The sequence below is a fragment of the Streptomyces changanensis genome, assembly GCF_024600715.1.
Taxonomy (GTDB): Bacteria; Actinomycetota; Actinomycetes; order Streptomycetales; family Streptomycetaceae; genus Streptomyces; species Streptomyces changanensis.
The window spans coordinates 5398375-5423124 of the sequence record NZ_CP102332.1; the positions used below are offsets into that span (position 1 = coordinate 5398375).

The following is a 24750-nucleotide window of genomic DNA, read 5'->3' on the forward strand; positions in this document are numbered from 1 at the left end:
TTCCGCATGGGACGTGTGGGACGGCGACAGCGGTTGGTGGTGGTCGGGGGTGACGCGGCGGGGATGTCCGCCGCGTCACAGGCCCGGCGGCTGAAGGGGGTCGACGACCTGGAGATCGTCGCGTTCGAGCGCGGCGGCTTCTCGTCGTACTCGGCCTGCGGCATCCCGTACTGGGTGGGCGGTGACGTGGAGGGGCCCGATCGGCTCGTCGCGCGCACCCCGCAGGAGCACCGCGCCCGCGACATCGACCTGCGGCTGCGGACCGAGGTGACCGAGCTCGACCTGGACGGACGGCGCGTCCGGGCCCGGGACCTCGACTCCGGGGAGGAGCAGTGGACGGGCTTCGACCGGCTCGTGCTCGCGACCGGGGCGCGGCCGGTGCGCCCGCCGCTGCCGGGCATCGACGCGCCGGGCGTGCACGGCGTGCAGACCCTCGGCGACGGACAGGCCCTGCTCGACACCCTGGCCGCGACGCCCGGGCGCCGCGCGGTCGTGGTCGGCGCCGGGTACATCGGCGTGGAGATGGCCGAGGCGCTGCTCAAGCGCGGCTACGAGGTGACCGTCCTCAACCGGGGCGAGCAGCCCATGGCGACCCTCGACCCGGACATGGGCCGGCTGGTGCACACGGCCATGGAGGGGATGGGCATCGACGTCGTCGCCGGCGCCGGGGTCACCGCGATCCGGACCGGAGCGGACGGCCGGGTGCGGGCGGTGGAGGCCGGGGACGCCACGTACCCGGCCGACGTCGTCGTGCTCGGCATCGGCGTCGAGCCGGAGACGTCCCTGGCCCGGGCGGCGGGCCTGCCGCTCGGCGTGTACGGCGGGCTGCTGACCGACCTGTCGATGCGGGTGCGCGGGCACGAGGACGTGTGGGCGGGCGGCGACTGCGTGGAGGTGCTCGACCTGGTCTCCGGCCGCGAACGGCACGTCCCGCTCGGCACGCACGCCAACAAGCACGGCCAGGTGATCGGGGCGAACGTGGGAGGCGGCTACGGCACCTTCCCGGGCGTGGTCGGCACGGCGGTGAGCAAGGTCTGCTCGCTGGAGATCGCCCGCACGGGCCTGCGCGAACGCGACGCGCGCGAGGTGGGGCTGCGGTACGTGGCGGTGACGGTCGAGTCGACGAGCCGCGCGGGCTACTACCCGGACGCGGCGCCGATGACGGTGAAGATGCTGGCCGAACTGCGCACGGGCCGCCTGCTGGGCACCCAGATCGTCGGCCGGGAGGGCGCCGGCAAGCGCGTGGACATCGCGGCGGTGGCCCTGACCGCGGGGATGACCGTGGAGCAGGTCGCGGCCCTCGACCTGGGGTACGCGCCGCCGTTCTCCCCTGTGTGGGACCCCGTCCAGGTCGCCGCCCGCAAGGCCGTCGCGGCGGTCCGCGAGGCGGGGTGACCGCCGACCGCCGCAGCCGGCGCGGTCGGGGTCAGCGTGCGGTCTGGGTCGCGATCAGGTCCGAGACCTTCACGAAGCGGTAGCCGCGTGCGCGGAGTTCGGGGACGATCCGGCGGATGGCCGCCTCCGTGACCGGGGCCGCGCTGCGGGTGCAGTGCAGCACCACGACCGAGCCCGGCCGCACCCCGGCCAGCACCTGGTCGGCCACCGCGTCCGCGTCGGAGGCGAACGCGTCGCCGCCCACCACGTCCCACTGGACGGCGGTGACCTTCGTCGGCGCGAGCGCCCGCAGCGCGGCCTCGTCGTGGCAGCCGCCGGGGAAGCGGAAGTACGGCACGACGTTGCGGGCGCCCGCCGTGCGGAACGCCGCGAACGCCTTCCGCACGTCCGCCGCCATCTCCTCGGGCGGCAGCCGTGGCAGGCCGTAGCAGGGGGAGCGGAAGGCGTGGTGGCTGTAGGAGTGGTTGGCGATCTCGAAGCGCGGGTCGGTGCCGATCGACCGCGCCTGGTCCGGGTACTCCTCCGCCCAGCGGCCCGTCATGAACACCGTGGCCTCCACCTCCAGGCGGCGCAGGGTGGCGATGAGAGCAGGGTTGTCGAACCGCTCGCCGCTCGCCGCCCGCGGGCCCTGGTCGGCGGTCATGTCGGCGTCGAAGGTGAGGGCCACGGTCCGGTCCGCGGCCCGGCCGCCCGCGCCTCCCGTACCACCCCTGGCGCCCGCGCCTCCCGTACCGTCCGCGCCGCCCGCGCCGTCGGTCCGGCGCTCGAAGACCGGGGTCAGGCCGTCGGGTCCCGGCGCCAGCGTGGGCGGCGTGCGCACGGCCGGGGCGGTCGCCGCGTGCGGGGGCGCCGAGGGGGAGGGGCCCGCGGCCCCGGCCGGCCGGGCGGCCGGGCCGGCCGCGGGCGGTGTCCCGCAGCCGGTCGCCAGGGCGCACAGCACGGCCAGTACGGACAGACGTCGAGCAGAAAATGTCACTATCGGAAAATATATGATCAGTTGCGCGTCGTCGGAGATGTGCTCTTCTGCGTCGGACGTGTCGGAGGTGTCGGCCGTTGTCGGACGTGACGTGACGTGCCGAAAGGGCCGGACGGGCCGGACGGGTCGGATCTGCCGTCGGGCGGGTCGGACCTGCCGGGACGTCAGCGCCAGTGGCCGGTGACGGCGAAGGTCGTGCCGGGCGCGTAGCAGTTCACGTACATCGTCCGGCCGTCCGGCGAGAAGGTGACGCCGGCGAACTCCCCGTAGACCGGGTCGTCGGCGGTGCCGGTGTTCCGGGCGTTGCGGGCCATCGCGTAGACCTCGCCCCGCCGCGTCAGCCCGTAGACGTGCTGGACGCCGTCGCCGTCCTCGCACACCATGAGGCCGCCCCCCGGCGCGAGGCAGATGTTGTCGGGTGACTCGCCCGGCAGGTCGACGCCGGTGTCGGGTCCGAAGACCACGACGAGCGTGAGGCGCCCGGAGTCCGGGTCGTACCGCCACACCTGGCCGTGGTGGTCGGCGGCCGAGCCCTGCGCGGCGCGCGCGAAGCTGGAGACGAAGTAGACCGACCGTCCGCCCCAGTAGCACCCCTCCAGCTTCTGGGCGTGCGTGATGCCGCGCGGTCCGAAGTCCTGGAACCGGATGGGGGTCCGCCGGGCCTGGCTGTCGGGTACGGGCACCCACTCGACGCCGTCGAAGCGGGTCCCCGGCTCGCGCACCGCGGACAGGTCGGACACGTCCGGCACGCGCATGGCCTGGAGCGCGCCGCCCGCGAGCAGCGAGCCGGGGCCGCCCAGCGGCCGGTGCGGCAGGAAGCGGTAGAAGAGCCCGAACGGGCGGTCGAAGGCGTCCTCCGTCTCGTAGACGACGCCGTTGCGCGGGTCGACGGCGACCGCCTCGTGCGGGAAGCGGCCCATCGCCGTGAGGGGCACCGCGCCGGAGCGGCGCGGATCGGCGGGGTCGACCTCGAAGACGAAGCCGTGGTCCTTGCCGTACCCGGCGGTGCCGGCCTGCGCCTCGGTCTCCTCGCAGGTCAGCCAGGTCCGCCAGGGCGTGGGGCCACCGGCGCAGTTGACGGCGGTGCCGGCGAGGGCGACGCGCTCGTCCACGACGGAGCCGCGCCGGTCGAGGGTGAGGGCCGTGCAGCCGCCCCGGGCCGCCGGGTCGTACGTCAGCCCGGCGACGGTCGGGACGCCGAGGGCGGCCGTCGCGCCGTTCTCGTGGTTGCGGACCAGGTGGACGCGGCCCTGGCGGCCCGCGAAGGCGCCCATGCCGTCGTGCCGGCCGGGGACCGTGCCCTCCCCGGAGCGCAGTGGCCGGCCCTCCGCGGACAGCACCCGGTAGCGGAAGCCGCGCGGGAGGTCGAGGAGCCCCGCGGGGTCGCGGACGAGCGGGCCGTACCCGACGTCCCCGGTGTGGGCGGTGGCGGCGGCGGTGCCGGCGAAGAGCTCGGCGAGCGCGCCGCTGAAGGCGATCCCGGCGAGCGCGGTACCGGTGCGGGCGAGGAGGTGACGTCGTGTTGCGGACATGGCGACTCCCTGCTTGCGGACAGGAACACGGACGTGACGGATCCGCACACGTGTATCACGCAGGGTGGTGGGAGGTGAATGGTGTGGACGGTGTGGCTTGCGACGGCCGGTGCGGCCTCCCCGGTCGGGCGGGGCGGTTCCGTACGCCGTCCGTCGTCTGCCGCCCGCCGTGGCTGCCGCCGGCCGCCACCCGTCGCCGGTCGCCTGCCGTGGCCGCCGCCCACCGGTCGCCGCCCGCCCGCCGCCGGCCGCCCGCGCGGCCGGGGCGCACACGGCCGCGGCCACCACCCCGCGGGGTGGTGGCCGCAGCCGGAGGGTCGGCGCCTCAGCCGGCGAGCGCCGCCGAGAGGGTGATCGTCGTGCCCGCGAGCGCCTGGCTCACGGGGCAGCCCGCCTTGGCGTCCTCCGCGGCCTTCGTGAACGCGGCCTCGTCCATCCCGGGCACCTCGCCCTCGACGGTGATGTGCACGCCCGTGATGCCCTTGCCGGGCTGGAACGTGACGTCGGCCTTCGTCGTCAGCCGGGTCGGCGGCGTCCCGGCCTTCGTGAGGGCGCCGGACAGGAACATGGAGAAGCAGCTGGAGTGCGCGGCGGCGATGAGCTCCTCGGGGCTCGTCATGCCGTTCGGCTCCTCGGCGCGCGCCGGCCAGGAGACCGGGTAGGAGCCGATGCCGGAGGAGTCGAGGGTCACGGTGCCCGTGCCCTCGGTGAGGTCGCCCTCCCAGACGGTGTGCGCGTGACGCGTGGTGGCCATGCCAGGTTCCCTTCCGGCGCCGTACGGCACCAGGACGGTGGAGGCTTACGACCGTCCAACCTACTGCGTGACCAGCCCCTTGGCGTCCCTGGCCAGCGCGGTGAGCCGCGAGATCGCCCGGAAGTACTTCTTCCGGTACCCGCCGTTCAGCATCTCGTCACTGAACAGCCGGTCGAAGGGCAGGCCGGACGCGAGGACCGGTATCTCCCGGTCGTACAGCCGGTCGGCGAGGACCACCAGGCGCAGCGCGGTCGACTGGTCGGGCACGGCCGTCACGCCGGTGAGGCAGACCGCCGCCACGTCCTCCGTGAGCGCCCCGTACCGGCTGGGGTGGACCCGCGCCAGGTGCTCCAGCAGCGCGGGGAAGTGATCCAGGGAGGCGCCGGGCGTCGCACGCGCGACCCGGGTGACCTCCTCGTCCGCGTACGGCGGCGGGGCCTCGGGCAGCCCGCGGTGGCGGTAGTCCTCGCCGTCGATGCGCAGCGGCCGGAAGTGTGCGGACAGCCCCTGGATCTCGCGCAGGAAGTCGGCGGCGGCGAACCGGCCCTCGCCGAGCTTGCCGGGCAGCGTGTTGGAGGTGGCGGCGAGCGCCACGCCCGCCTCGACCAGCTTGCCGAGCAGCGTGGAGACCAGCACCGTGTCACCCGGGTCGTCCAGCTCGAACTCGTCGATGCACAGGAGCCGGTGGCCGCTGAGGGTCCGCACGGTCTGCTGGAACCCGAGCGCGCCGACGAGGTTGGTCAGCTCCACGAACGTGCCGAACGCCTTGAGCGCGGGCTCGGCGGGGGTGGCGTGCCACAGCGACGCCAGCAGGTGCGTCTTGCCGACGCCGTACCCGCCGTCGAGGTACACGCCGCGGGGGCCGGTGGGGGCGGCGGGCTTGCGGGAGAACCAGCGGCGCCTGCCCGTGCCGCTCGCGTGGGCCCCGCCGAGCCCCTCGGCGAAGGCGGCGAGCACCTCGACCGCCTCGGTCTGGCTCGGCTGGTTCGGGTCCGGGATGTAGGTGTCGAAGCGCACCCCGTCGAACCGCGGCGGCGGCACCATCTCGGCGACCAGGCGGTCGGCGGGGACGTGCGGCTCGCGCGCGCACAGGGACAGCGGGACCGCTTCGGTCAGGGCACTCGTCGACACGCTCCCCACTGTAAGCGCCGTGCCAGACTGCTCGGCATGCGACGCCTGTTCCCTGTGACCGACCAGACACCGCCCGTCCCCACCGGGCGCCCCGACGGCTCGACCGTGCCCGCCGGCGGGGCCGCGACCGGGACCGGGACAGCCGCCGGGACCGCCGGCGTCCCCGGGGCCCCGGCCGAGGGGCGCGAGTGGTCCCTCGACGAGCTGGCGGAGGCGTACGCCTACCCGGCCACCGCCGCGCCCGCGGGCGGCGCCGCCTGGCTGCGGGCGAACATGGTCTCGTCCCTGGACGGCGCCGCCCAGCACGACGGCCGCTCGCAGCCGATCTCCTCCGCCGCCGACATGCGGATCTTCGGCACCCTGCGCGGACTCGCCGACGTCGTCGTGGTGGGTGCCGAGACCGTCCGTCTGGAGGGGTACCGGCCGGCCCGCGCGCGGGACGCCTTCGCCGCCCGGCGGGCCGCCGCCGGGCAGGGCCCCGCCCCGGCCGTCGCGGTGGTGAGCGCCTCCCTGGATCTGGACTTCTCGCTGCCGCTGTTCACCGCGCCGCTCGTGCCGACGTTGCTGCTGACGGGCGCGGCCGCCCCCGCCGACCGGGTCGGCCGGGCCCGGGAGGCCGGCGTGGAGGTCGTCGTCGCGGGCGACGGGGCGGGCGCGGAGCCCGCCCGGATCGTGGCGGAGCTCGCGGCGCGCGGGCTGACGCGGCAGCTCACCGAGGGCGGCCCGCGCCTGCTGGGTCAGTTCGTCGCCGCCGGGGTACTCGACGAACTGTGCCTCACCGTCTCGCCGACCCTCACCGCCGGGGACGCCCAGCGGATCGCGGGCGGGCCGTCCATGGCCGTCCCCGCGCGGTTCGCGCTGGCGTCGCTGCTGGAGGAGGACGGCTTCCTCTTCACCCGGTACCGGCGGAAGGGCTGATCCGGCGATCGGTATGAATTAGCCGTTCCGGTTACTTCCCGCCGGGCACACTTAACATCTCAGACCCCGTGCGGGCACGGGGAAGGATGGTTTCCGCAGAAGGGCTCCGAAGGTGTTCACAAGCGTTCTGATGATCGAGAAACCGCTGTCCTCCACGGACGTGGACTTCGTCACGACCCTGCACGGGGACGAGGACGTCTCGTTCATCGTGCTCATGCAGCCCCGCGGCGACCAGGCCGACGCCCTGCTGCGCGCCATCGACGACGTCGCCGTCGGCGCGATCGGGGACGCCGCCCGGGAGGGGGAGGAGCCGTCCGGCGCGGAGGCCCGGGGCCCCGCGGAGACGGCCATGGACCTGTCCGTGCAGGCCCTGCGCGCCGCCGGCTGCGAGGCCGTGGGCCAGGTCGTCGCCGACCACCCTCTCGACAAGATGAAGGCCGTCGTGGAGGAGGCGCACGCCGACGAGGTGATCGTGCTGACCGCGCCCCACTACGTGGAGGAGTTCTTCCACCGGGACTGGGCCTCCCGCGCGCGTCACAAGGTCGGCGTACCGGTGCTCAAGCTGTTCGCCCACAACGAATAGGCTGGCCCCCTACGTACGACACACCCCCGGGGAGAGATCCGCATGGCACCCGCCATCCCTGCCGCAATGGAACGGCCGCACTTCATCGGCATCGGCGGCGCCGGAATGTCGGGCATCGCGAAGATCCTCGCCCAGCGCGGGGCCAAGGTCGCCGGCAGCGACGCGCGCGAGTCCGAGACCGCCGCGTCGCTGCGCGCCCTCGGCGCGACCGTCCACATCGGCCACGCCGCCCACCACCTGGCCGACGACGCCAGCTGCGTCGTGGTCTCCAGCGCCATCCGCGCCGACAACCCCGAGCTGGCCCGCGCGCGGCAGCTCGCCGTCCCGGTCGTCCACCGCTCCGACGCCCTCGCCGCGCTCATGCGGGACCTGCGCCCGATCGCCGTCGCCGGCACCCACGGCAAGACGACCACCACGTCGATGCTGGCCGTCGCCCTGACGGAGCTGGGCCTCGACCCGTCGTACGCCATCGGTGGCGACCTCGCGGGCCCCGGCACCAACGCCCGGCACGGCGAGGGCGAGCTCTTCGTCGCCGAGGCGGACGAGAGCGACCGCAGCTTCCAGAAGTACGACCCCGAAGTCGCGCTCGTCCTCAACGTCGAGCTCGACCACCACGCGAACTACGCCTCGCTGGAGGAGATCCACGAGTCCTTCGAGGCGTTCGTCGCCCGCGTCCGCCCCGGCGGCACCCTCGTGGTCGGCGAGCACCCGGGCGCCCGGGAGCTGGCCGAGCGCGTCTCGGGCCGCCCGGAGCTGGAGGTCCTGCGGGTCGGCGAGGACGAGGGCGCCGACGCGTGGATCCGCCGCATCACCCCCCACGGCATGACGAGTGAGGTGACCGTCGCCCTCGACGGCGTGGAGCACACCTTCACCGTCTCCGTCCCGGGCCGCCACTACGCCCACAACGCCGCCGCCGCGCTCGCCGCCGGCGCCCGCGTGGGCATCGACCCGGCCGACCTGGCCCGGGCCCTCACCGCCTACACCGGCGTCGGCCGCCGCCTCCAGCTCAAGGGCGAGGCCGCGGGCGTGCAGGTCGTCGACTCCTACGCCCACCACCCCACCGAGATGACCGCCGACCTGGAGGCGATGCGGGCCGCGGCCGGGACCGGCCGGCGCCTCCTGGTGGTCTTCCAGCCGCACCTGTTCTCCCGCACCCAGGAGCTCGGCACGGAGATGGGGCAGGCCCTCGCCCTCGCGGACGCCTCCCTCGTCCTGGACATCTACCCGGCCCGCGAGGACCCGGTCCCGGGCGTGACCAGCGCTCTGATCAGCGACGCGGCCACCGCGGCGGGCGCCGCCGTCACACCGGTCCACGACAAGGCGTCCGTCCCCGACCTGGTCGCGGGAATGGCGCGCCCCGGCGACCTCGTTCTCACCATGGGCGCCGGCGACGTCACGGACCTCGGCCCGAGGATCCTCGCCCGCCTGGCGGACTGACCCGAGCAGAGGGAGCTGAGCACACCATGGCGTACGAGGTCGACAAGCCGGACGAGCAGTGGCGCACCGAGCTGAGCCCGCAGGAGTACCACGTCCTGCGCGAGGCCGGTACGGAGCCCGCCTTCACCGGCGAGTACACCGACACGAAGACCAAGGGGGTCTACTCCTGCCGCGCCTGCGGGGCCGAGCTCTTCACCTCGGAGACCAAGTTCGCCTCGCACTGCGGCTGGCCGTCCTTCTACGACCCGAAGGACGGCGCCGCCGTCGAGCTCGTGGAGGACCGCTCGTACGGCATGGCCCGCACCGAGGTGCGCTGCGCCCGGTGCGGCTCGCACCTGGGGCACGTCTTCGAGGGCGAGGGCTACCCGACCCCGACCGACCAGCGGTACTGCATCAACTCCGTCTCGCTGCGGCTCGCCCCCGACGAGGGGTGACCGCGGCGCGCCCGGTGACGGGCGGGTGACGCCTCCCCGGTGGCGGTCGCGCGGCGGGTGCGCGGCGGGTGTGCGGCCACAGGCGTGCGGGCCGGGGCCCGCGCGCGGCGGCCGCGCCGCCTCAGTCGTGGGCCGCCGCCCCGGGCCGGGCCGGGAGGCCGCCCGCCGCGTGGACCTCCTCCACGGGCCGCGCCTCCGCCCGTGGCGCGCCCCACGCCTCCGCCGCGCGGACCGCCGCCGCGGCCTGCGCGCGCCCCATCGCCCCCCAGCCCAGCAGGTCCACCGCCTGCTGCGGCGTGACGAGCAGACGGGCGTACCGGATGTTCAGCGCCGGGTCGACGGCCGAGGGGCCCATCCCGGTCAGCGGGGCGGCGAAGCGGGTCCTGGCCACCGGCCGGCCGTCGTGCACGTCCGGCAGGTGGCCCAGGTACACGGGTTCGCCGGTGGTCACGGACGCCTCCTCGCCGGCCTCCCGCACCAGCGCCGCGGCCGGTGACGGGTCCTGCGGCTCGATGGTCCCGCCCGGCAGCTCCGCGTGGCCGTCGCGCGGGTCGACCAGCACGAGCACCCGCCCGTCGGGCGCGAAGAGCCACCCCCACGCCTGACGGGGCGTCAACTGCGTGGGTACGGGCGTCCCCTCGTACCAGGGCAGCTCCTGCGCCGTCCTCGGCCGCCCGAAGAGCCCCAGCCGGTCCAGGACCGGGGCCGGCCCGGCGGGCCTCCCCTCCTCCAGCACCACCGGGCCCGCGCCGGCGACGCGCGCCCGCAGCGCGGCCAGCATCCGCCGCCCCTCGGCCGCCGGCAGCAGTCCGGCCGCGACGGCCGGCTCCACGCACGTGACCGGCCCCTCCACCCCGCCGAGTCCGGCGGCGTCGAGGCGACCGCCGTCGACGACGAGCCGTCCCTCGCAGCCGGCCGCCACCCGGTCGAAGACCAGGACCGGCCGCGCGGGCACCGTGCCGCACGGCAGGGACAGGGCGCAGCCGCAGGACGGCAGCGCCCACGGGCCGCCCCCGCCCGCCGGCCGTACCAGCAGCGGTCGCGCGCGCTCGTCGGTCACCAGCACGCCGACGGTCGACCGCAGGACGGACGGGGGGTGGGGGGTCTCGAGCACGGGCCGGCTCCAGGGTCTCGTCGTGGCGCCCGACCGCCGCCGGAGCGGCGACCGGCCGGGACCGCTCGCGGTGCGGGCGCGGGGGCGGGTGCGGTGCGAGGGGGCGGTGGGGGTGGTGGGCGCGATGGGTGCGGTGCGCCCAAGATCGTAACGCCACAGGGGAGTTGACGGAACGGCCTGCGACACCTGCCGGGCCCGCCCGCACACCCCCCGACCCTGGCATCTTGATGCAGTGGCACCTTACGGCCACAAGGGCGCTCTGGAGAGTCCCCGCGTGGCCGTGCCATTTTGAACGGGCGGCTACCGGGTGAATTCCCGGGGGACGGCACAGGAAGTCCCGCCGCCGAACGCACCCACTGTCGTGCCAATGCCTTGGACGAACGAGGACCATCCATGCCGACCAGATTCATCGCTGCTCTCGCCTGCTCCACGGCCGCGTGCGTCGCCGTGTTGATCGTCGACCCCGCGAAGCGGACCGATGAGCTCCAGTCCTCTTCCGTCTCGAATGTCGTCGAGAACTCCGAGGACAGCTGGGGCTGGGACTGAAACACCGAACGGGGGGACGTCTGATGGAAGACCGGGAACGACTGGCCGCGGACCTCGCGGAGCTGCCCCGGCTGTACGCCGAGATGGAGTACCTCATGGGGCCGGTCGCCACCGGCCCCCTTCAGCGGGTCAGTGGCACCAGGAGCACCGACCGCGTCTTCGACGAGGCCGCCGCGGCGGCCCGCTCCGCCATCGTGGGCGTGCTCGCCTCGTGGGCCGGTGTGGCGGTCGAGACCTACGGGCCGCCCGTGCCCGAGCGCCGGGTGCCCGAGCTCGCCGCGTTCCTCGCCCGTCACCTCGACCTGCTCGCAAACCACCCGGCCGTCGCCGACATGGCCGGGGAGATCGCGCAGGTCACCGACGGGGCGAGGCGGATCGCCCGGCCGGACGGCGTCCGCCGCATCCGGGTCGGTGCCTGCGTCAGGGACGGGTGCGGGGGCGAGGTCGTCGTCACCATGGGCGGCGGCGCCGACGGGTGGGCGCGGGACGTCCGCTGCGGGGCGGGCCACGTCTGGCAGCCGCACGAGTGGCTGGACCTGCGCGGCCGGATGGCCGCGGCGGAGCCCGCGCGGGCGGCCCGCCGGACGCTGCCCACCCGGCTCGCCGCCGTCGCCGTCGGGGTCTCCGAGGCGACCGTGCGCAAGTGGGCCAGCCGCGGCAAGCTCACCCGCCACGGCACGGCGACCCGCGCCGAATACGACCTCGAAGAATTGACCCTGCTCGCCGCCGGATAGCGCGGGACAGGAATCCACGCAGCCGAATGCGCGCATGAATTGACATCCGTTCATGCGCGGATTCGGCATGTCCGCATTCGTGGAAAAGCGGTTGTGGATCATGTTTGACAAGGGCGTGGGCGGGTGTCACGCTGGGGCCAGCGGAAGAAGTGTCGGAATTTACGGACCGACCCGCCTCGAACTCCTGATATCGGCACCGCCGGTGCGGTCGACCGCCGAGGCGCATTTCTCCGGATCAGCATCGGATCGCCGATTGGGTACGGTCATGACTCTGGACTCGGACGACGCCACCCTGAAATCCCTCGAGGAGATCGAGCGGGCGCGGGCCGCCTGGGAGGACCGCCCCCGCCATTCCTCGCCCGACGCCGCGTACCGCGCTTTCGTCGACGAGCTCCGCAGGGACGTCCCCTTCTACCGGGACGCGGGCGTGGAACTCCCCCTGACGGACCGGGCGGTACACCAGGAGAACGGCGAGCTGTTCCGCTCGCCGCGCGTCGCGGCGACGTACCGGCTCTCCTCCAGCGGGACCACCGGGAAGCCGCTCGAAGTGAGGCTCGACGACGCCGCCTGGTACGCCGTCAATTACCGTTTCTTCGCGCAGATACGGGACGTCGCCGGGCTCCCCGCCGACCTCTTTCGGCGCGGTGAGCCGGCCGTCGTCTTCATCAGCAACAAGCCCGGCCGCGCCAGTTTCGTCCGCCCGCTCCCGCCCCTGGGCAACGGCCTGTACGTACGCCTCCAACTCGGCGGCGCCGACGCGCTGCGGCTGTTCTCCCGGCTCCGCGCGCCGGTGCTCTACGGGAAGCCGACGTACCTGCTCGACCTGCGTGCCGCCCTGCTCCGGCAGGGCGCGGCCGAACCGCCCTGGACGCCCCGGCTGCTGCTCGTCAGCGGCGAGCCCCTGCACGACGACGACCGGCGCCGCCTCACCGACTACTTCCGGGCACCCGTCGTGGACGCCCTGGCGTCGACCGAGGGCGGCCTCGTCGCCGCCACCACGCCCGACGCGCGCACCTACCGGGTCTTCGGCGAGAACGTCCGCCTGGAGGTCCTGGACGAGCACGGCGCGCCGCGCCCCGCCGGAGCGGGCGAGCTGGTGCTGACCAACCTCGTCAACCGCGGCACCTTCGTCGCCCGCTACCGCACCGGCGACCACGCCGAACTGGACACCGCCCCCGACGGCACCCAGCGGCTGCTGCGGCTGCGCGGACGCGAGCCGGGGACCCTGCGGTTCCGTACGGCGGAGCTGCCCGCCGAGACGGTGACCGGCGCCGTCGGCCACCTGCCCGGGCTCGGCGACTTCCAGGTCGACCTGCGCGACCCGGACCGGACCGTGCTGCGCTGGGCCCCCGAGCCCGGCCGCCCCGACGAGGAGGGGCTCCGGCGGGAGCTGCGCGCGGCCCTGGACCGCCTGCTGCCGGGCGAGGAGCCGCTGCTGGAGCGCCACGAGCGGATCACCCCGCCCGGGGGCAAGAAGCGGCGCTACCTGACCGCGCCCGCGTGACCCCGCCCGCCCGCGGACCGGGCGCCGCCGGCACCGACGGCACCGACGGCACCGACCCCGCGACCATCCCGTCGCCCAGCGACCCCACCCACACCCGGCGGAAGCGACCGACCCCATGACGCGAGACCTGACCTGGACGGGCAACCACTTCCTGGACCCCGCCGCCCACACCGCCCGGCTGCTCCGGGCGGCCGAGGACATCGACATCACCAACAAGGACGAGGTGTGGAGCCGGCAGGTGGCCACGGCCGCCGCCGCCCACTTCGGCGTGCCCGCCGACTTCGTCCGCGTCGGCGCCGGCGCCACCCAGCTCATCGACACCCTGCTGCGCAGCGCCTACCGCGGGCTCGTGGTGGACGTGACCCCCAACTTCCACCTCACCGCGACCGTCGCCCGCCAGCAGGGCTGGGAGTACCTCGCCGTCCCGGTGCGCGAACCCGGGGAGCTGCTCCCCGCGCTGGAGCCCCACCTCGGGCGCGACGACGCGATCACCGTGCTGTGCTCGCCGCGCAACCCGCTCGGCTACCAGTTCCCGGTGGAGGACGTCGCCGCGCTCCTCGAGCGGGCGCGGGGCCTGGTCGTCCTGGACGAGGTGTACGCGGACTTCGCCCCGGCGACCGCGCTGCCCCTGGTCGAGCGCTTCCCGAACCTGGTCGTCATGCGCACCTTCTCCAAGGCGTGGGGCCTGGCGAACCTGCGGATCGGCTTCGCCGTCTCCGCCTCCTTCGCCCGCGAGGACTTCCCGTTCTGGCTCATGCCGAACAGCGTCTCGGGCGTCGCCCAGCGCACCGCGCTCGGCCTCCTCGCCGATCCGGCGCCGGTCCGCGACAGCGTCCGCCGCGTGCACGCGTGCCGTGAGCGGCTCGTCGCCGGGCTGAGCGGGGTGGAGGGGCTGCGCCTGTGGCCGTCGGACGCCAACTACGTCTGCCTGGAGACCCCCCGGGCCGCCGAGGTCGTCGAGGAGCTGGGCCACGCCGGGTACCGCACGCGGCTCGTCCACGACCTGCGCGGCTACCCCGCCGACTGGCCGGCCGGCGTGCGGATCGTCGTCCCGCCCGAGCCCGACGTGGACCGCGTCGTCAAGGGCGTCCTCCACGCCCACCAGGGGCCCGGGGCCGCGCCGGCGCCGGCGGACCGGTGACCGGCGGACCGGCGCGCGCCACCGGCGGGGCGGCCACCGGCGGTGGCGCGGGGCGGACCGACGGGCCGCCCTCGCTCAGCGCCGACGGGCGGTACGCCGCCTGGCTCTCCGCCGGCGACGGCGCCACCCGCCTCGTCGTGCACGACCTCGCGGCCCGGCGCGAACACGGCCGCTCGGACGTCGGAGCCGCCCGCTGCCGCGCCTTCACCTGGTCGCACCTGCCCGGAGTCGGCCTCGCCCTCTCCGACCCGGACGGCTCCGAGAGCTGGACGCTCTTCCGCGTCGACGTGGCGGACGGCACCTGGACGCCGCTCGGCGCGCCGGGGCGGCGCACACGGCTGGCCGGACTGAGCCCGCAGCGCCCCGAGGAGGTGCTGCTCGCCGCCGAGGGGGGCGAGCCCGGCCGACTCGACCACCACCTGGTGTCCCTGCGCACCGGCGCCCGGACGGAGGTGCTCCGCGACCGCGGCTACGCGGCCGTCTACGCCGACACGTCCCTGCGCCCCCGGCTGACCGAGACCGTCGGCGACGACGGCTCGCGCGACCTGTGGCACGGCGAGCCCACCGCCGGCCGGCCGTTCCTGCACGTCCCGCACGAGGACGCGCTCACCGTGCGGTTCCTCGCCTTCGCACCCGACGGGGACACCGCGTACTTCGTCCTGCCCGACGGCCCCGACGGCGTCCGCCTCACCGCCCTCGCCTGCCGGGACGGCGCCCCCGCGCGCGAGCTGCGCACCGAGCACCGGGTGCGCGGCGGGGACATCCCGGACGTCCTGTTCGAGCCCGGCACCGGCCGCCCGGGGATCGTGCAGACCGAACGCGAGCGGCGCGCCTGCGTCGCCCTGGACCCCCGCTGGGCACCCGTACTCGAGCACCTGCGCACGCGCCTCGGCACCGAACCCGTGGTCACCGAGCGCCGCGGCGGCCGGTGGCTGGTGGCCGCGCACCGCCCCGAGCACGACACGCACTGGTACGTCCACGAGCCCGCCGGCGGCGACACCTGGCGGCTCGGCGCGGCCCGGCCCGGCACCCCGCCATCGTCCGTCACGTGCCGCGCCGTCGGCGTGCCGCTGCGCGGCGGCGGCGAGGCCGTCACGTACGTCACGCGCGGCACGGCACGCGGGGACGGCGACGGGCCCGGCCCCGCCGTGCTGCTCGTCCACGGCGGGCCCTGGCGGCGCAGCCGCTGGGAGTACGCCGAGCGGCGCACCTGGCTCGCCGAGCGGGGCTGCACCGTCATCGAGCCCAACTTCCGCGGCTCCACCGGCTTCGGCCCGGCCTGGACCAACGCCGCCGACCGGCAGTGGGGCCTGGCCATGCAGGACGACCTGGAGGACGCCCTCGACTGGGCGGTCGCCGAGGGCGTCGCCGACCCCGACCGGCTCGCCCTGGTCGGCGGCAGCTACGGCGGGTACGCGGTGCTCCAGATGGCGGCCACCACCCGCCGGGACCTGCGCTGCGTGGTGGCGACCTCGCCCCTCACCGACCTGGTGCGCTTCCTGGAGGAACCCCCCGCCTTCTGGCGGACCGCCGCGCCCATGCTGCACCGCCGCGTCGGGGACCCCGCCGACCCCGACCAGCGGGCGGCGCTCCGGGCGGTGTCGCCGGTGGACAACGCCGCCGGCGTGCGCTGCCCCGTCCTGCTCGTCCACGGCGCCAACGACAGCCGCGTCCCGGCCGAGATGGCCACCCGGATGTTCATGGCGCTGGCCCGGGCGGGCAAGGACGCGACCCTCGCGCTCTTCCCCGACGAGGGACACGAGGTGGTCACCACCGGCAACCGGGCCGCGCTCCACGCCGTGACGGCCGCCCACCTCGACACGCACCTGTTCGACCGCCCGCCCGCCGCCGACGCGGGCCCGCCCGGTGACACCACCCTCAAGCTCTTCGACACACCCCACGCGGCGCGCCGCAAGGCGGCGTCCGCGCCCGATCCTGGAGACGTCCATGGCACTGCACTTCACGCGCAGTAACGCGCTGCTGCTCCTGACCCCGAAGACGGGCAGCACGTGGATCCGCAGGAAGGTCAGGGAACTCGGCCTGGAGGTCGCCGAGGTCGGCGACCCGGCGATGCGCGAGCACGACCTCCTCGCCGACTTCGACCGCTCCCGGTACGGCTTCGTCGGCGCCTTCGTCCGCGACCCGCTCGAGTGGTACCGCTCCTACTGGTCCTACCGCATGGAGAAGGGCTGGCGGCCGCAGTACCCGCTCGACGAGCACTGCGAGAGCGACGACTTCCAGACCTTCGTGCGGCGGGCCGTGACCGTCCTGCCGGGCGCGCTCGGCAACATCTACACCTCGTACGTCGGCACGCCGGACGACGAGGTGGACTTCGTCGGCCGGCAGGAGGACCTGGCAGCCGACTTCGCGCGGTTCCTGAAGCTCGCCGGCGAGGAGTTCGACGCCTCCGTCCTCGCCGAGGGCGACCGGATCAACGCGACCAGCATCCGTCCCGACTACCCGGAGGAGCTCAAGGAGCTCATCACCCTCTCCGAGTGGGAGACCATGGCGCGCTTCGGCTACCTCGACGCCCGGCCCGACCCGATCGGCCTCGCCGAGATGCGCGCCCGCTACCCCGAGGACGCCGGTGACCTGCGGCTGCTGTCCCTGTGGACCGAGAAGATCCACTGGGCGCCGGACGACGTCAAGCGGGCCTCGGGCCGGCCGGTGCGCCCCGAGACCCGGTACGCCCGCGTCCACAGCAACTTCGCGCTCTTCGCCCAGCACAAGAAGCAGGACCCCGAGTACGCCGGCACCCGCTACCGCGAGGCGCTGCGCCTCGACCCGGCCCACCCGCGCACGCTGTGCAACTACGCCCTGTACGTCGCCGAGCACGAGGACGACACGGCCGGCGCCCGCGCGCTGATGCTGCGGGCGCTGTCGGGCCGCCCGAACCACCCGTACACCCTCGGCAAGCTGGCGAAGCTGACCGCCGAGCGGCTCGACGACCCCGACCTCGCGGAGGTCCTCTACCGGCAGAGCCTCGCCGCCAACAGCGACCAGCGGGAGCTGCGCGCCGAGTTCGCCCGGTTCCTCGCGGGCCGCGGCAAGACCGACGAGGCGGTGGCCCTGCTCGCGGAGGAGGCCGAGAGCCCGCGGGCCGACCGGCTCACCCTGCTCACCCACGCGTCGGTCCTGGCCCGCGCCGGCCGGATCACCGAGGCCCGCCGCTTCCAGCAGCTCGCCGCCACCGCCGCCTGAGCACGAAAAGGAGAACGACCATGACGATCACGGAGGACCGGCTCGCCCGGACCATCCAGGACGAGTCCGTGTCCGCGGCCGGCCGGACGGTCGCGCAGACCGTCGCCGCGGCCCGCGAGGTCGTCGGGCGGAACAGGATCTGCCTGGTCCGCGACTTCCCCCTGGACCCCGACCGTTACCTGGAGTTCCTCGGCGCCTTCGGCGAACCGCTGCGGAACTACTCCTCGCTCAGCGAGCTGGCGAAGACCGACCCGCACCCGCAGATCAACCGGGTGAAGTACAAGAAGAAGACCGAGGGCGCCCAGTCCGTCCACTACGTCGCCGGCGGTCTGCGGCCGCACTCCGCCCGCTCCTGGTGCACGCCCCGCCCGGCGTTCTTCGCGATGCTCATGGTGGAGCCCGGCTGGCGGGAGGTCCCGGCCGGGCAGCGGGGCGAGTCCGTCGTGGTCTCCTGGTACGACCTGTTCACCCGGCTCGCCGAGCGGGACGGCGCCGTGTTCGAGGAGCACTTCGCGCGGCTGTCGGGCACGCCGATCACCTTCCGGGCCAACAACGTGCGGGAGGAGCTGAGCGACCTGCCGCTGCTCTACCCGCTGGACGACTCCCGCGGGCGGTACGACGTGGGCGTCCGGCTCAAGCAGGACCTGCGCGACAAGATCGCGGGCATCGAGGACCAGCTGCCCGACGCCGACGCCTACCGGAAGTCCCTGGACTACCTGCTGGACGCCAGCGTCGAGGACGGGCTGTTCTCCTGCTTCCCGATGGAGCGCGGCGACCTGCTGCTGCTGGACAACCACCGGTTCGCGCACGGCCGTCAGAAGATCGTCGGCGAGTACGCGGTCGACGGCGAGGCGCGGACCAACGACCGCGAGCTGTGGAGCGTCACGGTCCGCTGACCGGGGCGAACACCGTCACACCCAGAAGGAGAAGCACATGGACAACCCCGTCCCCACCACCCCCGGCGAGGACGCGGCCGAGCCGACCGGGCAGGCGGCCGAGCAGGCCGACCTGGCCGCCGTCTGCGCCGAGCTCCAGGGCGAGCTCGACGCGCTGATGGCCGGCCCCGGGACGAACGCGGCGGCGCAGTCGCTCGACACGGCCGTCTCGTCGCTGAAGGAGGTCGAGCAGCGCAACGTCTCGTCGGTGCAGCTCGTGGCGCTCGCCGACCGGTAGGCGGACCCGCTCCCACCGCCCCGCGCCGGGGCGGTGACACCGCTCCGCCGCGGTGGTGACGCCTCCCCGCCGGGCCCCCGCGGGCCCGGCGGGGAGGCAATTCCCGGCACTGTTCCCGGCCCGTAGAATGGCCGCGGCCGAGGGCTGTACCCGGTGTCATAGAGAAAGTCAGAGTCGTCATGTCATTGACCGGAAAGCACATTCTCTCCAGCGACCTCTTCACCCGGGACGACCTGGAGCGGCTCTTCGAACTGGCGGACGTCCTGACGCCGGTGGCCCGCGGCCGGAAGGTCACGCGGGTCCTCGAGGGCGCCGTGATGGCGAGCCTCTTCTTCGAGGCCAGCACCCGCACGCGGCTGAGCTGCGAGTCGGCCTTCCTGCGCCTGGGCGGCGGAGTGACGACGACCACCGGGGTCGAGCTGCTGTCGATCGCCAAGGGCGAGTCGCTGGCCGACACCAGCCGCGTCGTCAGCGGCTACTGCGACCTCGTCGTGATGCGCCACCCCGACGAGGCGGCCGTCCACGAGTTCGCCGACGCCACCCACGTCCCCGTCGTCAACGGCGGCAACGGCGCGGGCGAGCACCCCACGCAGGCGCTCCTCGACATGTTCACCATGCACCGCGAGTTCCACCGCCTCGGCCGCGACATCGACGGCGCCCGGATCGCCATGGTCGGCGACCTCCGCCACGGCCGCACCGTCCACTCGCTGATCAAGCTGCTGTCCCGGTACGACAAGCTGACGCTGGTCTGCGTCTCGCCCGACAGCCTCGGCATGCCCGCTCCGCTGCTGGAACTCGCCGCGAGCCGCGGCCACCACGTCGAGGTGAGCGACCGGCCCGAGGCCGGCCTGCGGGACGCCGACCTGGTGTACGCGACGCGCCTGCAGACGGAGCGCTTCGCCGACCTGCCCGTCCCGTACAGCGACGAGTTCCGCATCGACCGCGCGCTGGTGGACCGGGTCTGCCGCCCCGACACGGTGATCATGCACCCGCTGCCCCGGGACAGCCGCCCCGCCGCCAACGACCTCGGCACGGACCTGAACACCGACCCCCGGCTGGCGATCTTCCGGCAGACCGACGCGGGCATCCCGATCCGCATGGCGCTCTTCGCGTCGGTGCTGGGCGTCGCCGACGCCATCCGGCCCTCGCTGCGCCCGGCCACCTGGTACCGGCCGGACTTCACGGGCCCCGACGACGCCCCCTTCTACCGCAACACCGCGGTGGAGGGCATCGCGTAGCCGACAGACACGAACCACCCAGACGAACGCCGAAGCGGGCCGGAGACCTCCGGCCCGCTTCGGCGTTCCCGCGTCCGAGCCAAGAGGAATTCCATGAGTGGTGAGACGCGCCGCGAGAAACGCCGACGGGATTTCGCCGCCTACCGGCATCCGATCGTCGCGGTGACGATGGCGAGCACGTTCTTCCTGAAGCTCGTGTCGTATCTCTGTATTCCGTTCATGACGATCTTCCTGAGCCGCAACGCCGACCTGCCGGCCCACGTGATCGGGCTGCTCGTCGGGCTCAACCAGATCGGCTCGCTGACCGCCGGCTTCTTCAGCGGCGTCCTCGCGGACCGGATCGGGCGGCGGCGGATCCTGCTCGTCGGGCTCTTCGGCACCGCGCTGGTCTTCGGGCTGCTGTTCGCCGTGGCCACGTACCTGCGGCAGTCGCTGGCGTTCCCCGTGCTGTTCGGGGTGCTGAACGTCTCGTACGGCGTGATGTCGGCGTTCTTCTGGCCGGTCACCCAGGTGGTGATGGCCGACAGCCTGCCGAAGGAGCAGCGGCCGGTGCTCTTCCGCCACCGGTACGTGCTGACGAACACGGCCGTGGCCGTCGGCCCGCCGACCGGGGCCTTCCTGGGGCTCGCCTCCGACCGGCTCGCCTTCGTCATCGCGGGCGGCTGCTACCTGCTCTTCGCGCTCGCGTACGCGTGGCTCGGCCGGGGCACGGAGTACGGCGCCCCCGTCCCGACGCCCGCCGCCTCGGCCCCCGCGGCGGGAGCCAAGGCGGCGGGGGACCGGCGCAGCTTCACCGGGGCGCTGCGGGTGCTCGCGGCGGACCGGGCGTTCCGCAGCCTCACCGTGTCGATGATCCTGTTCACCCTGGCGTACTGCCAGATCGAGTCGAACCTCTCGCGGATCGTCAGCACCGGGTTCCCCGACGGGATCCGCTTCTTCGCGGTGCTGCTCACGGTCAACGCCGTGGCCGTCATCGCGCTCCAGCCGCTTGCCTCCCGGGCCGCCGAGCGGCTGGGCCCCCGGCGCACCCTCCTCACGGGCAACGCGCTGTTCGCGGTCGTCTGCCTGCTGTTCCCGCTCACCGGCTCCGGCCGGGCGGCCCTCGTGGCGCTGGTCGTGCTGATCAGCCTCGCCGAGGTCCTGGTCGTCCCCACGGTGAGCGTCGTGGTGGACGAACTCGCGCCACCCGACCTGCGCGGCACGTACTTCGGTGCGGCCACGCTCCGCAACCTCGGTCTCGGCCTCGGGCCCGCGGCGGGCGGGCTCGTGCTGACGCTGTTCCCCCGGGAACTGCTCTTCGTCTTCATGGGGCTGTGCGCCGCCGCCGCGTGGGCCGTCATCCACTTCACCCTCAGGGAGAACGCCGGTGCGCATCCTGGTCCTGCATCAGAACCTGTTTGAACGGCTCGCCTACGAGCGGGCCATCGACCACTCCGTCCACGACGTCGTGTACGCCGGGACGCCGCAGTACCTCGCCAACATCCCCGCCCATGTCCGCTGCGGGACGTTCCCCCTGGACCCGGCCCGGCCCGTCGCCGACCAGCTGCGGCCGTGGATGGCCGGGCAGCCGCCGTTCCAGCGGATCATCGCCCGGCACGAGAAGCTGATCACCCCGGCCGCCGAGCTGCGCGACGCCTTCGGCATCCCCGGCATGGGCGCCGCGGCGGCGCGCAACTTCCGCGACAAGGTGACCATGAAGCGGACCCTGGCGCGGGCCGGTTTCCGCGTGCCGCGCTTCGTCCCCGCGGACCGGCCGGCAGCCCCGGACGGTCCGGCCGCCCCGGACCGGCCCGGCGCCGGCCCCGGCTGGCGCGGCCGGACCATCGTCAAGCCGCGCGACGAGGGCGGCAGCCAGGGGGTACGTCTCTTCGAGACCCTCGACGAGGCGCTGGAGTTCGTCCGCGCCGCCGCCGCGCAGTCCCCCGCGGACCCGGCCGCGCAGACCGGCACGGAGCAGGGCACGGGCGGCGGGTTCGCCGCCCGGTACGAGCTGGAGGAGTACGTCGAGGGCCCGATCTGGCACGTGGACGGCTTCCTCTTCAAGGGCGAGGCGGTGGTGGCCCAGCCGTCCCGCTACGTCGGCACGCCGCTGGGCTTCGAGAACGGGGCGCCCATCGGCTCCGTGCAGTTCGACCACCCGGAGCTGACGGAGTGGGCCGTGCGCTGCGTGCGGGCGCTCGGCGGCGAGACGCTCACCTTCCACCTCGAAGCGATCATGACCCCGAGCGGGCCGGTCTTCATGGAGGTCGCGGCCCGCTGCGGCGGCGGGTACATCGTCGACGTCACCGAGCGGCGCACCGGCGCCCACCTGCACACGCTGGACATGGCGTCGGACGTGGACGACGCGCTCGCCGAGCGCTTCCTCGGCCCGCCCGCACCCGGCCTCGCGCACGGCTTCTTCCTCTTCCCCGGCCACGTCCACGGCGGCGCGGCCGTCTCCGTGCGCGGCGCCCGCGCCCTGCTGGACGACCCCGTGGTGGTGCGCCACCGGATCACCGCACCGGGCACGACCACCCCGACCAGCCACTCCTACCGGCCCGAACACCTGCCGCTGTCCGGCGTGGTCCGCGGCCCCGACCCGGAGGCGCTGGTGCGGTACGTCGAACGGGTCCTGGAGCAGGTCACCGTCGAGGACGACCACCGGCTGGCGCACCGGCTGGCCGAGGAGGCCGGCGAGCTGCTGCTGAAGCTGCGGGCGGAGTCCGGCTTCGCCGACCCGGCGGCGCTGAAGGCGGCGGGCGACCGGCTGTCGCACGAGTTCCTCGCCGCGGCGCTCGCGGCGGAGCGCCCCGGCGACGCCGTCCTCTCCGAGGAGGGGAAGGCGGACGCGGCGCGGCTGACCGCCGAGCGGGTGTGGATCGTCGACCCCCTGGACGGCACCCGCGAGTTCTCCGAGCCGGGCCGGGAGGACTGGGCCGTGCACGTCGCCCTGTGGACCGGCGGCCGGCTCGCCGCGGGGGCCGTCGCCCTGCCCGCCCAGGGCGTCACGCTGTCCACCGGCACACCGCCGCCCACGCCGGACTCCCCGGCGGACCGCCTGCCCGTCCTCGGCAGCCGCTCGCGGTCGCCCGCCTTCCTCACGCAGGTCGCCGGGCGGATCGGCGCCGAGCTGGCCGGCATGGGCTCGGCGGGCGCCAAGACGGCGGCCGTGATCCGCGGCGACGCCCGCGCGTACCTGCACGCGGGCGGCCAGTACGAGTGGGACTCGGCCGCTCCGGCCGCCGTCGCGCTCGCCGCCGGACTGCACGTGTCCCGGCTGGACGGCACCCCGCCGGTCTACAACCGCGCGGACCCCTACCTGCCGGACCTCCTGGTCTGCCGCCCGCAGGACGCGGCCGCCCTGCTGGCGGCCGTCGCGGAGGCCACGACCGGCTCCTGACCGGTCCTCACCGACCGGACCACACCCTCACCGAGGTCGAAGGACGATGACGGACACAGACAACAGCACATTCGAGGCGGTGCCCGCACACCCCGCGGGACCCGCCGGACGCGGCGCGACGGTCTGGCTCACCGGCCTCCCCAGCGCCGGGAAGACCACCCTGGCCCGCGCCCTGGCCGAACGCCTCCGCGCCGCCGGCCACCGCACCGAGGTCCTGGACGGCGACGAGGTCCGGGAGTTCCTCTCGGCGGGGCTGGGTTTCGGCCGCGCGGACCGGGACACCAACGTGCGGCGGATCGGCTTCGTCGCCGAGCTGCTCGCCTCGAACGGCGTGAAGGTCCTGGTGCCCGTCATCGCCCCGTACGCCGACAGTCGCGCCGAGGTGCGCGCACACCACCGGCGGGAGGGCACCCCGTACGTCGAGGTGCATGTCGCCACGCCGGTGGAGGTGTGCTCGGAGCGGGACGTGAAGGGGCTGTACGCCCGGCAGGCCGCCGGCGAGATCAGCGGGCTGACCGGCGTCGACGACCCGTACGAGGAGCCCGACGCCCCGGACCTGCGCCTGGACACGGCCGGCCGGCCGGTGGCCGGGTCGGCCGCGGACATCCACGCCCTGCTCGTCGGAAGGGGACTGGCATGAGTGCCGTGACCGGGGCGACCGGTGTCTACCGCCCCACCCACCTGGACGTCCTGGAGTCCGAGGCGGTGCACATCTTCCGCGAGGTGGCGGGTGAGTTCGAGCGGCCGGTGGTCCTCTTCTCCGGCGGCAAGGACTCCATCGTCATGCTGCACCTGGCGCTGAAGGCGTTCTGGCCCGCGCCGGTCCCGTTCTCGCTGCTGCACGTCGACACCGGGCACAACTTCCCCGAGGTCATCGAGTACCGCGACCGCACCGTCGCGAAGCACGGGCTGACCCTGCACGTCGCACGCGTCCAGGAGTACGTCGACGACGGCCGGCTCACCGAGCGGCCCGACGGAACCCGCAACCCCCTCCAGACGGTGCCGCTGCTCGACGCGATCGAACGGCACCGCTTCGACGCGGTGTTCGGCGGCGGCCGGCGCGACGAGGAGAAGGCGCGCGCCAAGGAGCGGGTGTTCTCCCTGCGCGACGAGTTCGGCGCCTGGGACCCGCGCCGCCAGCGCCCCGAGCTGTGGGACCTGTACAACGGCCGCCACATGGTCGGCGAGCACGTGCGGGTCTTCCCGCTGTCGAACTGGACCGAGCTGGACGTGTGGCAGTACATCGAGCGCGAGGGCATCGAGCTGCCGGAGATCTACTTCGCGCACGAGCGCGAGGTGTTCTCCCGGTCCGGCATGTGGCTCACCGCCGGCGAGTGGGGCGGTCCGAAGGAGTCCGAGCCGGTGGAGAAGCGGATGATCCGCTACCGCACGGTCGGCGACATGTCCTGCACCGGCGCCGTCGACTCCGACGCCACCACCGTCGCCGACGTCATCGCCGAGATCGCCGCCAGCCGCCTCACCGAGCGCGGCGCCACCCGCGCCGACGACAAGCTGTCCGAGGCCGCCATGGAGGACCGCAAGCGTGAGGGGTACTTCTGA

23 protein-coding genes are annotated in these 24750 nt (G+C 74.7%); 18 read left to right on the top strand and 5 right to left on the bottom strand.

What is annotated here, in order from left to right; genetic code table 11:
* Positions 1-6: 6 nt before the first annotated feature.
* Positions 7-1395, top strand: coding sequence for an FAD-dependent oxidoreductase (locus tag NRO40_RS23590; protein ID WP_058942577.1), 1389 nt, complete (start codon positions 7-9; stop codon positions 1393-1395).
* Positions 1396-1426: 31 nt separating this feature from the next.
* Here NRO40_RS23590 and NRO40_RS23595 read toward each other — a convergent pair whose 3' ends face one another.
* The 4 genes from NRO40_RS23595 to zapE all read right to left on the bottom strand — a co-directional run bounded on the left by NRO40_RS23595 (position 1427) and on the right by zapE (position 5788).
* Positions 1427-2374, bottom strand: coding sequence for a polysaccharide deacetylase family protein (locus NRO40_RS23595; RefSeq protein WP_408057092.1), 948 nt, complete (start codon positions 2372-2374; stop codon positions 1427-1429).
* 161 nt (positions 2375-2535) lie between these two features.
* Positions 2536-3903, bottom strand: a complete 1368-nt coding sequence (locus NRO40_RS23600; protein WP_079047105.1) for an alkaline phosphatase PhoX — start codon at positions 3901-3903, stop codon at positions 2536-2538.
* A 325-nt stretch (positions 3904-4228) separates the two neighbouring features.
* On the bottom strand, positions 4229-4657 hold the full coding sequence (locus NRO40_RS23605; protein ID WP_058942557.1) for an OsmC family protein: 429 nt from the start codon (positions 4655-4657) through the stop codon (positions 4229-4231).
* A gap of 60 nt (positions 4658-4717) precedes the next feature.
* Positions 4718-5788 (bottom strand): cell division protein ZapE, encoded by a 1071-nt coding sequence (zapE, locus tag NRO40_RS23610; RefSeq protein WP_058942556.1) that lies wholly within the window; start codon positions 5786-5788, stop codon positions 4718-4720.
* 36 nt (positions 5789-5824) lie between these two features.
* Here zapE and NRO40_RS23615 point away from each other — a divergent pair, with 36 nt between their 5' ends.
* The 4 genes from NRO40_RS23615 to msrB all read left to right on the top strand — a co-directional run bounded on the left by NRO40_RS23615 (position 5825) and on the right by msrB (position 9160).
* The gene (locus NRO40_RS23615; RefSeq protein ID WP_079047104.1) at positions 5825-6706 is read left to right on the top strand and encodes a pyrimidine reductase family protein; all 882 of its coding nucleotides are present in this window, start codon (positions 5825-5827) and stop codon (positions 6704-6706) included.
* 112 nt (positions 6707-6818) lie between these two features.
* Complete coding sequence (locus tag NRO40_RS23620; RefSeq protein WP_058942555.1) at positions 6819-7289, top strand: hypothetical protein; 471 nt, start codon at positions 6819-6821, stop codon at positions 7287-7289.
* A gap of 42 nt (positions 7290-7331) precedes the next feature.
* Positions 7332-8726, top strand: coding sequence for a UDP-N-acetylmuramate--L-alanine ligase (gene murC / locus NRO40_RS23625; protein WP_058942554.1), 1395 nt, complete (start codon positions 7332-7334; stop codon positions 8724-8726).
* A 26-nt stretch (positions 8727-8752) separates the two neighbouring features.
* Positions 8753-9160 (top strand): peptide-methionine (R)-S-oxide reductase MsrB, encoded by a 408-nt coding sequence (gene msrB / locus NRO40_RS23630; RefSeq protein ID WP_058942553.1) that lies wholly within the window; start codon positions 8753-8755, stop codon positions 9158-9160.
* A 121-nt stretch (positions 9161-9281) separates the two neighbouring features.
* On the opposite strand, the gene NRO40_RS23635 is transcribed toward msrB, so the two are convergent.
* Complete coding sequence (locus NRO40_RS23635) at positions 9282-10274, bottom strand: NUDIX hydrolase (protein ID WP_058942552.1); 993 nt, start codon at positions 10272-10274, stop codon at positions 9282-9284.
* 393 nt (positions 10275-10667) lie between these two features.
* Here NRO40_RS23635 and NRO40_RS23640 point away from each other — a divergent pair, with 393 nt between their 5' ends.
* The 13 genes from NRO40_RS23640 to cysD all read left to right on the top strand — a co-directional run bounded on the left by NRO40_RS23640 (position 10668) and on the right by cysD (position 24750).
* Entirely contained in the window at positions 10668-10820 is a 153-nt protein-coding gene (locus NRO40_RS23640; protein ID WP_157901875.1) for a hypothetical protein, read from the top strand.
* A 23-nt stretch (positions 10821-10843) separates the two neighbouring features.
* A complete protein-coding gene (locus NRO40_RS23645; protein ID WP_232791095.1) occupies positions 10844-11554 on the top strand; it encodes a hypothetical protein in 711 nt (236 codons plus the stop codon).
* Between the two features lie 265 nt (positions 11555-11819).
* A complete protein-coding gene (locus NRO40_RS23650; protein ID WP_058942551.1) occupies positions 11820-13058 on the top strand; it encodes an AMP-binding protein in 1239 nt (412 codons plus the stop codon).
* Between the two features lie 115 nt (positions 13059-13173).
* A complete protein-coding gene (locus NRO40_RS23655) occupies positions 13174-14199 on the top strand; it encodes a pyridoxal phosphate-dependent aminotransferase (protein ID WP_058942550.1) in 1026 nt (341 codons plus the stop codon).
* A complete protein-coding gene (locus NRO40_RS23660; protein WP_058942549.1) occupies positions 14196-16172 on the top strand; it encodes a S9 family peptidase in 1977 nt (658 codons plus the stop codon). Before NRO40_RS23655 ends, NRO40_RS23660 begins: the two co-directional genes overlap by 4 nt.
* Positions 16147-17400 (top strand): tetratricopeptide repeat protein, encoded by a 1254-nt coding sequence (locus NRO40_RS23665; RefSeq protein ID WP_058942548.1) that lies wholly within the window; start codon positions 16147-16149, stop codon positions 17398-17400. The genes NRO40_RS23660 and NRO40_RS23665 overlap by 26 nt, the downstream gene beginning before the upstream one ends.
* Positions 17401-17420: 20 nt before the next feature.
* Positions 17421-18296, top strand: a complete 876-nt coding sequence (locus tag NRO40_RS23670; RefSeq protein WP_058942547.1) for a TauD/TfdA family dioxygenase — start codon at positions 17421-17423, stop codon at positions 18294-18296.
* 37 nt (positions 18297-18333) lie between these two features.
* Positions 18334-18573: a hypothetical protein gene (locus NRO40_RS23675; RefSeq protein ID WP_058942546.1), complete on the top strand. Its 240-nt coding sequence runs from the start codon at positions 18334-18336 to the stop codon at positions 18571-18573.
* A gap of 179 nt (positions 18574-18752) precedes the next feature.
* The gene (gene pyrB / locus NRO40_RS23680) at positions 18753-19811 is read left to right on the top strand and encodes an aspartate carbamoyltransferase (RefSeq protein WP_058942545.1); all 1059 of its coding nucleotides are present in this window, start codon (positions 18753-18755) and stop codon (positions 19809-19811) included.
* Between the two features lie 93 nt (positions 19812-19904).
* The gene (locus tag NRO40_RS23685) at positions 19905-21212 is read left to right on the top strand and encodes an MFS transporter (protein WP_058942544.1); all 1308 of its coding nucleotides are present in this window, start codon (positions 19905-19907) and stop codon (positions 21210-21212) included.
* On the top strand, positions 21178-23190 hold the full coding sequence (locus tag NRO40_RS23690; protein ID WP_232791094.1) for an inositol monophosphatase family protein: 2013 nt from the start codon (positions 21178-21180) through the stop codon (positions 23188-23190). Before NRO40_RS23685 ends, NRO40_RS23690 begins: the two co-directional genes overlap by 35 nt.
* A 46-nt stretch (positions 23191-23236) precedes the next feature.
* The gene (cysC, locus tag NRO40_RS23695) at positions 23237-23830 is read left to right on the top strand and encodes an adenylyl-sulfate kinase (protein WP_079047103.1); all 594 of its coding nucleotides are present in this window, start codon (positions 23237-23239) and stop codon (positions 23828-23830) included.
* Positions 23827-24750, top strand: a complete 924-nt coding sequence (gene cysD, locus NRO40_RS23700) for a sulfate adenylyltransferase subunit CysD (RefSeq protein ID WP_058942543.1) — start codon at positions 23827-23829, stop codon at positions 24748-24750. Before cysC ends, cysD begins: the two co-directional genes overlap by 4 nt.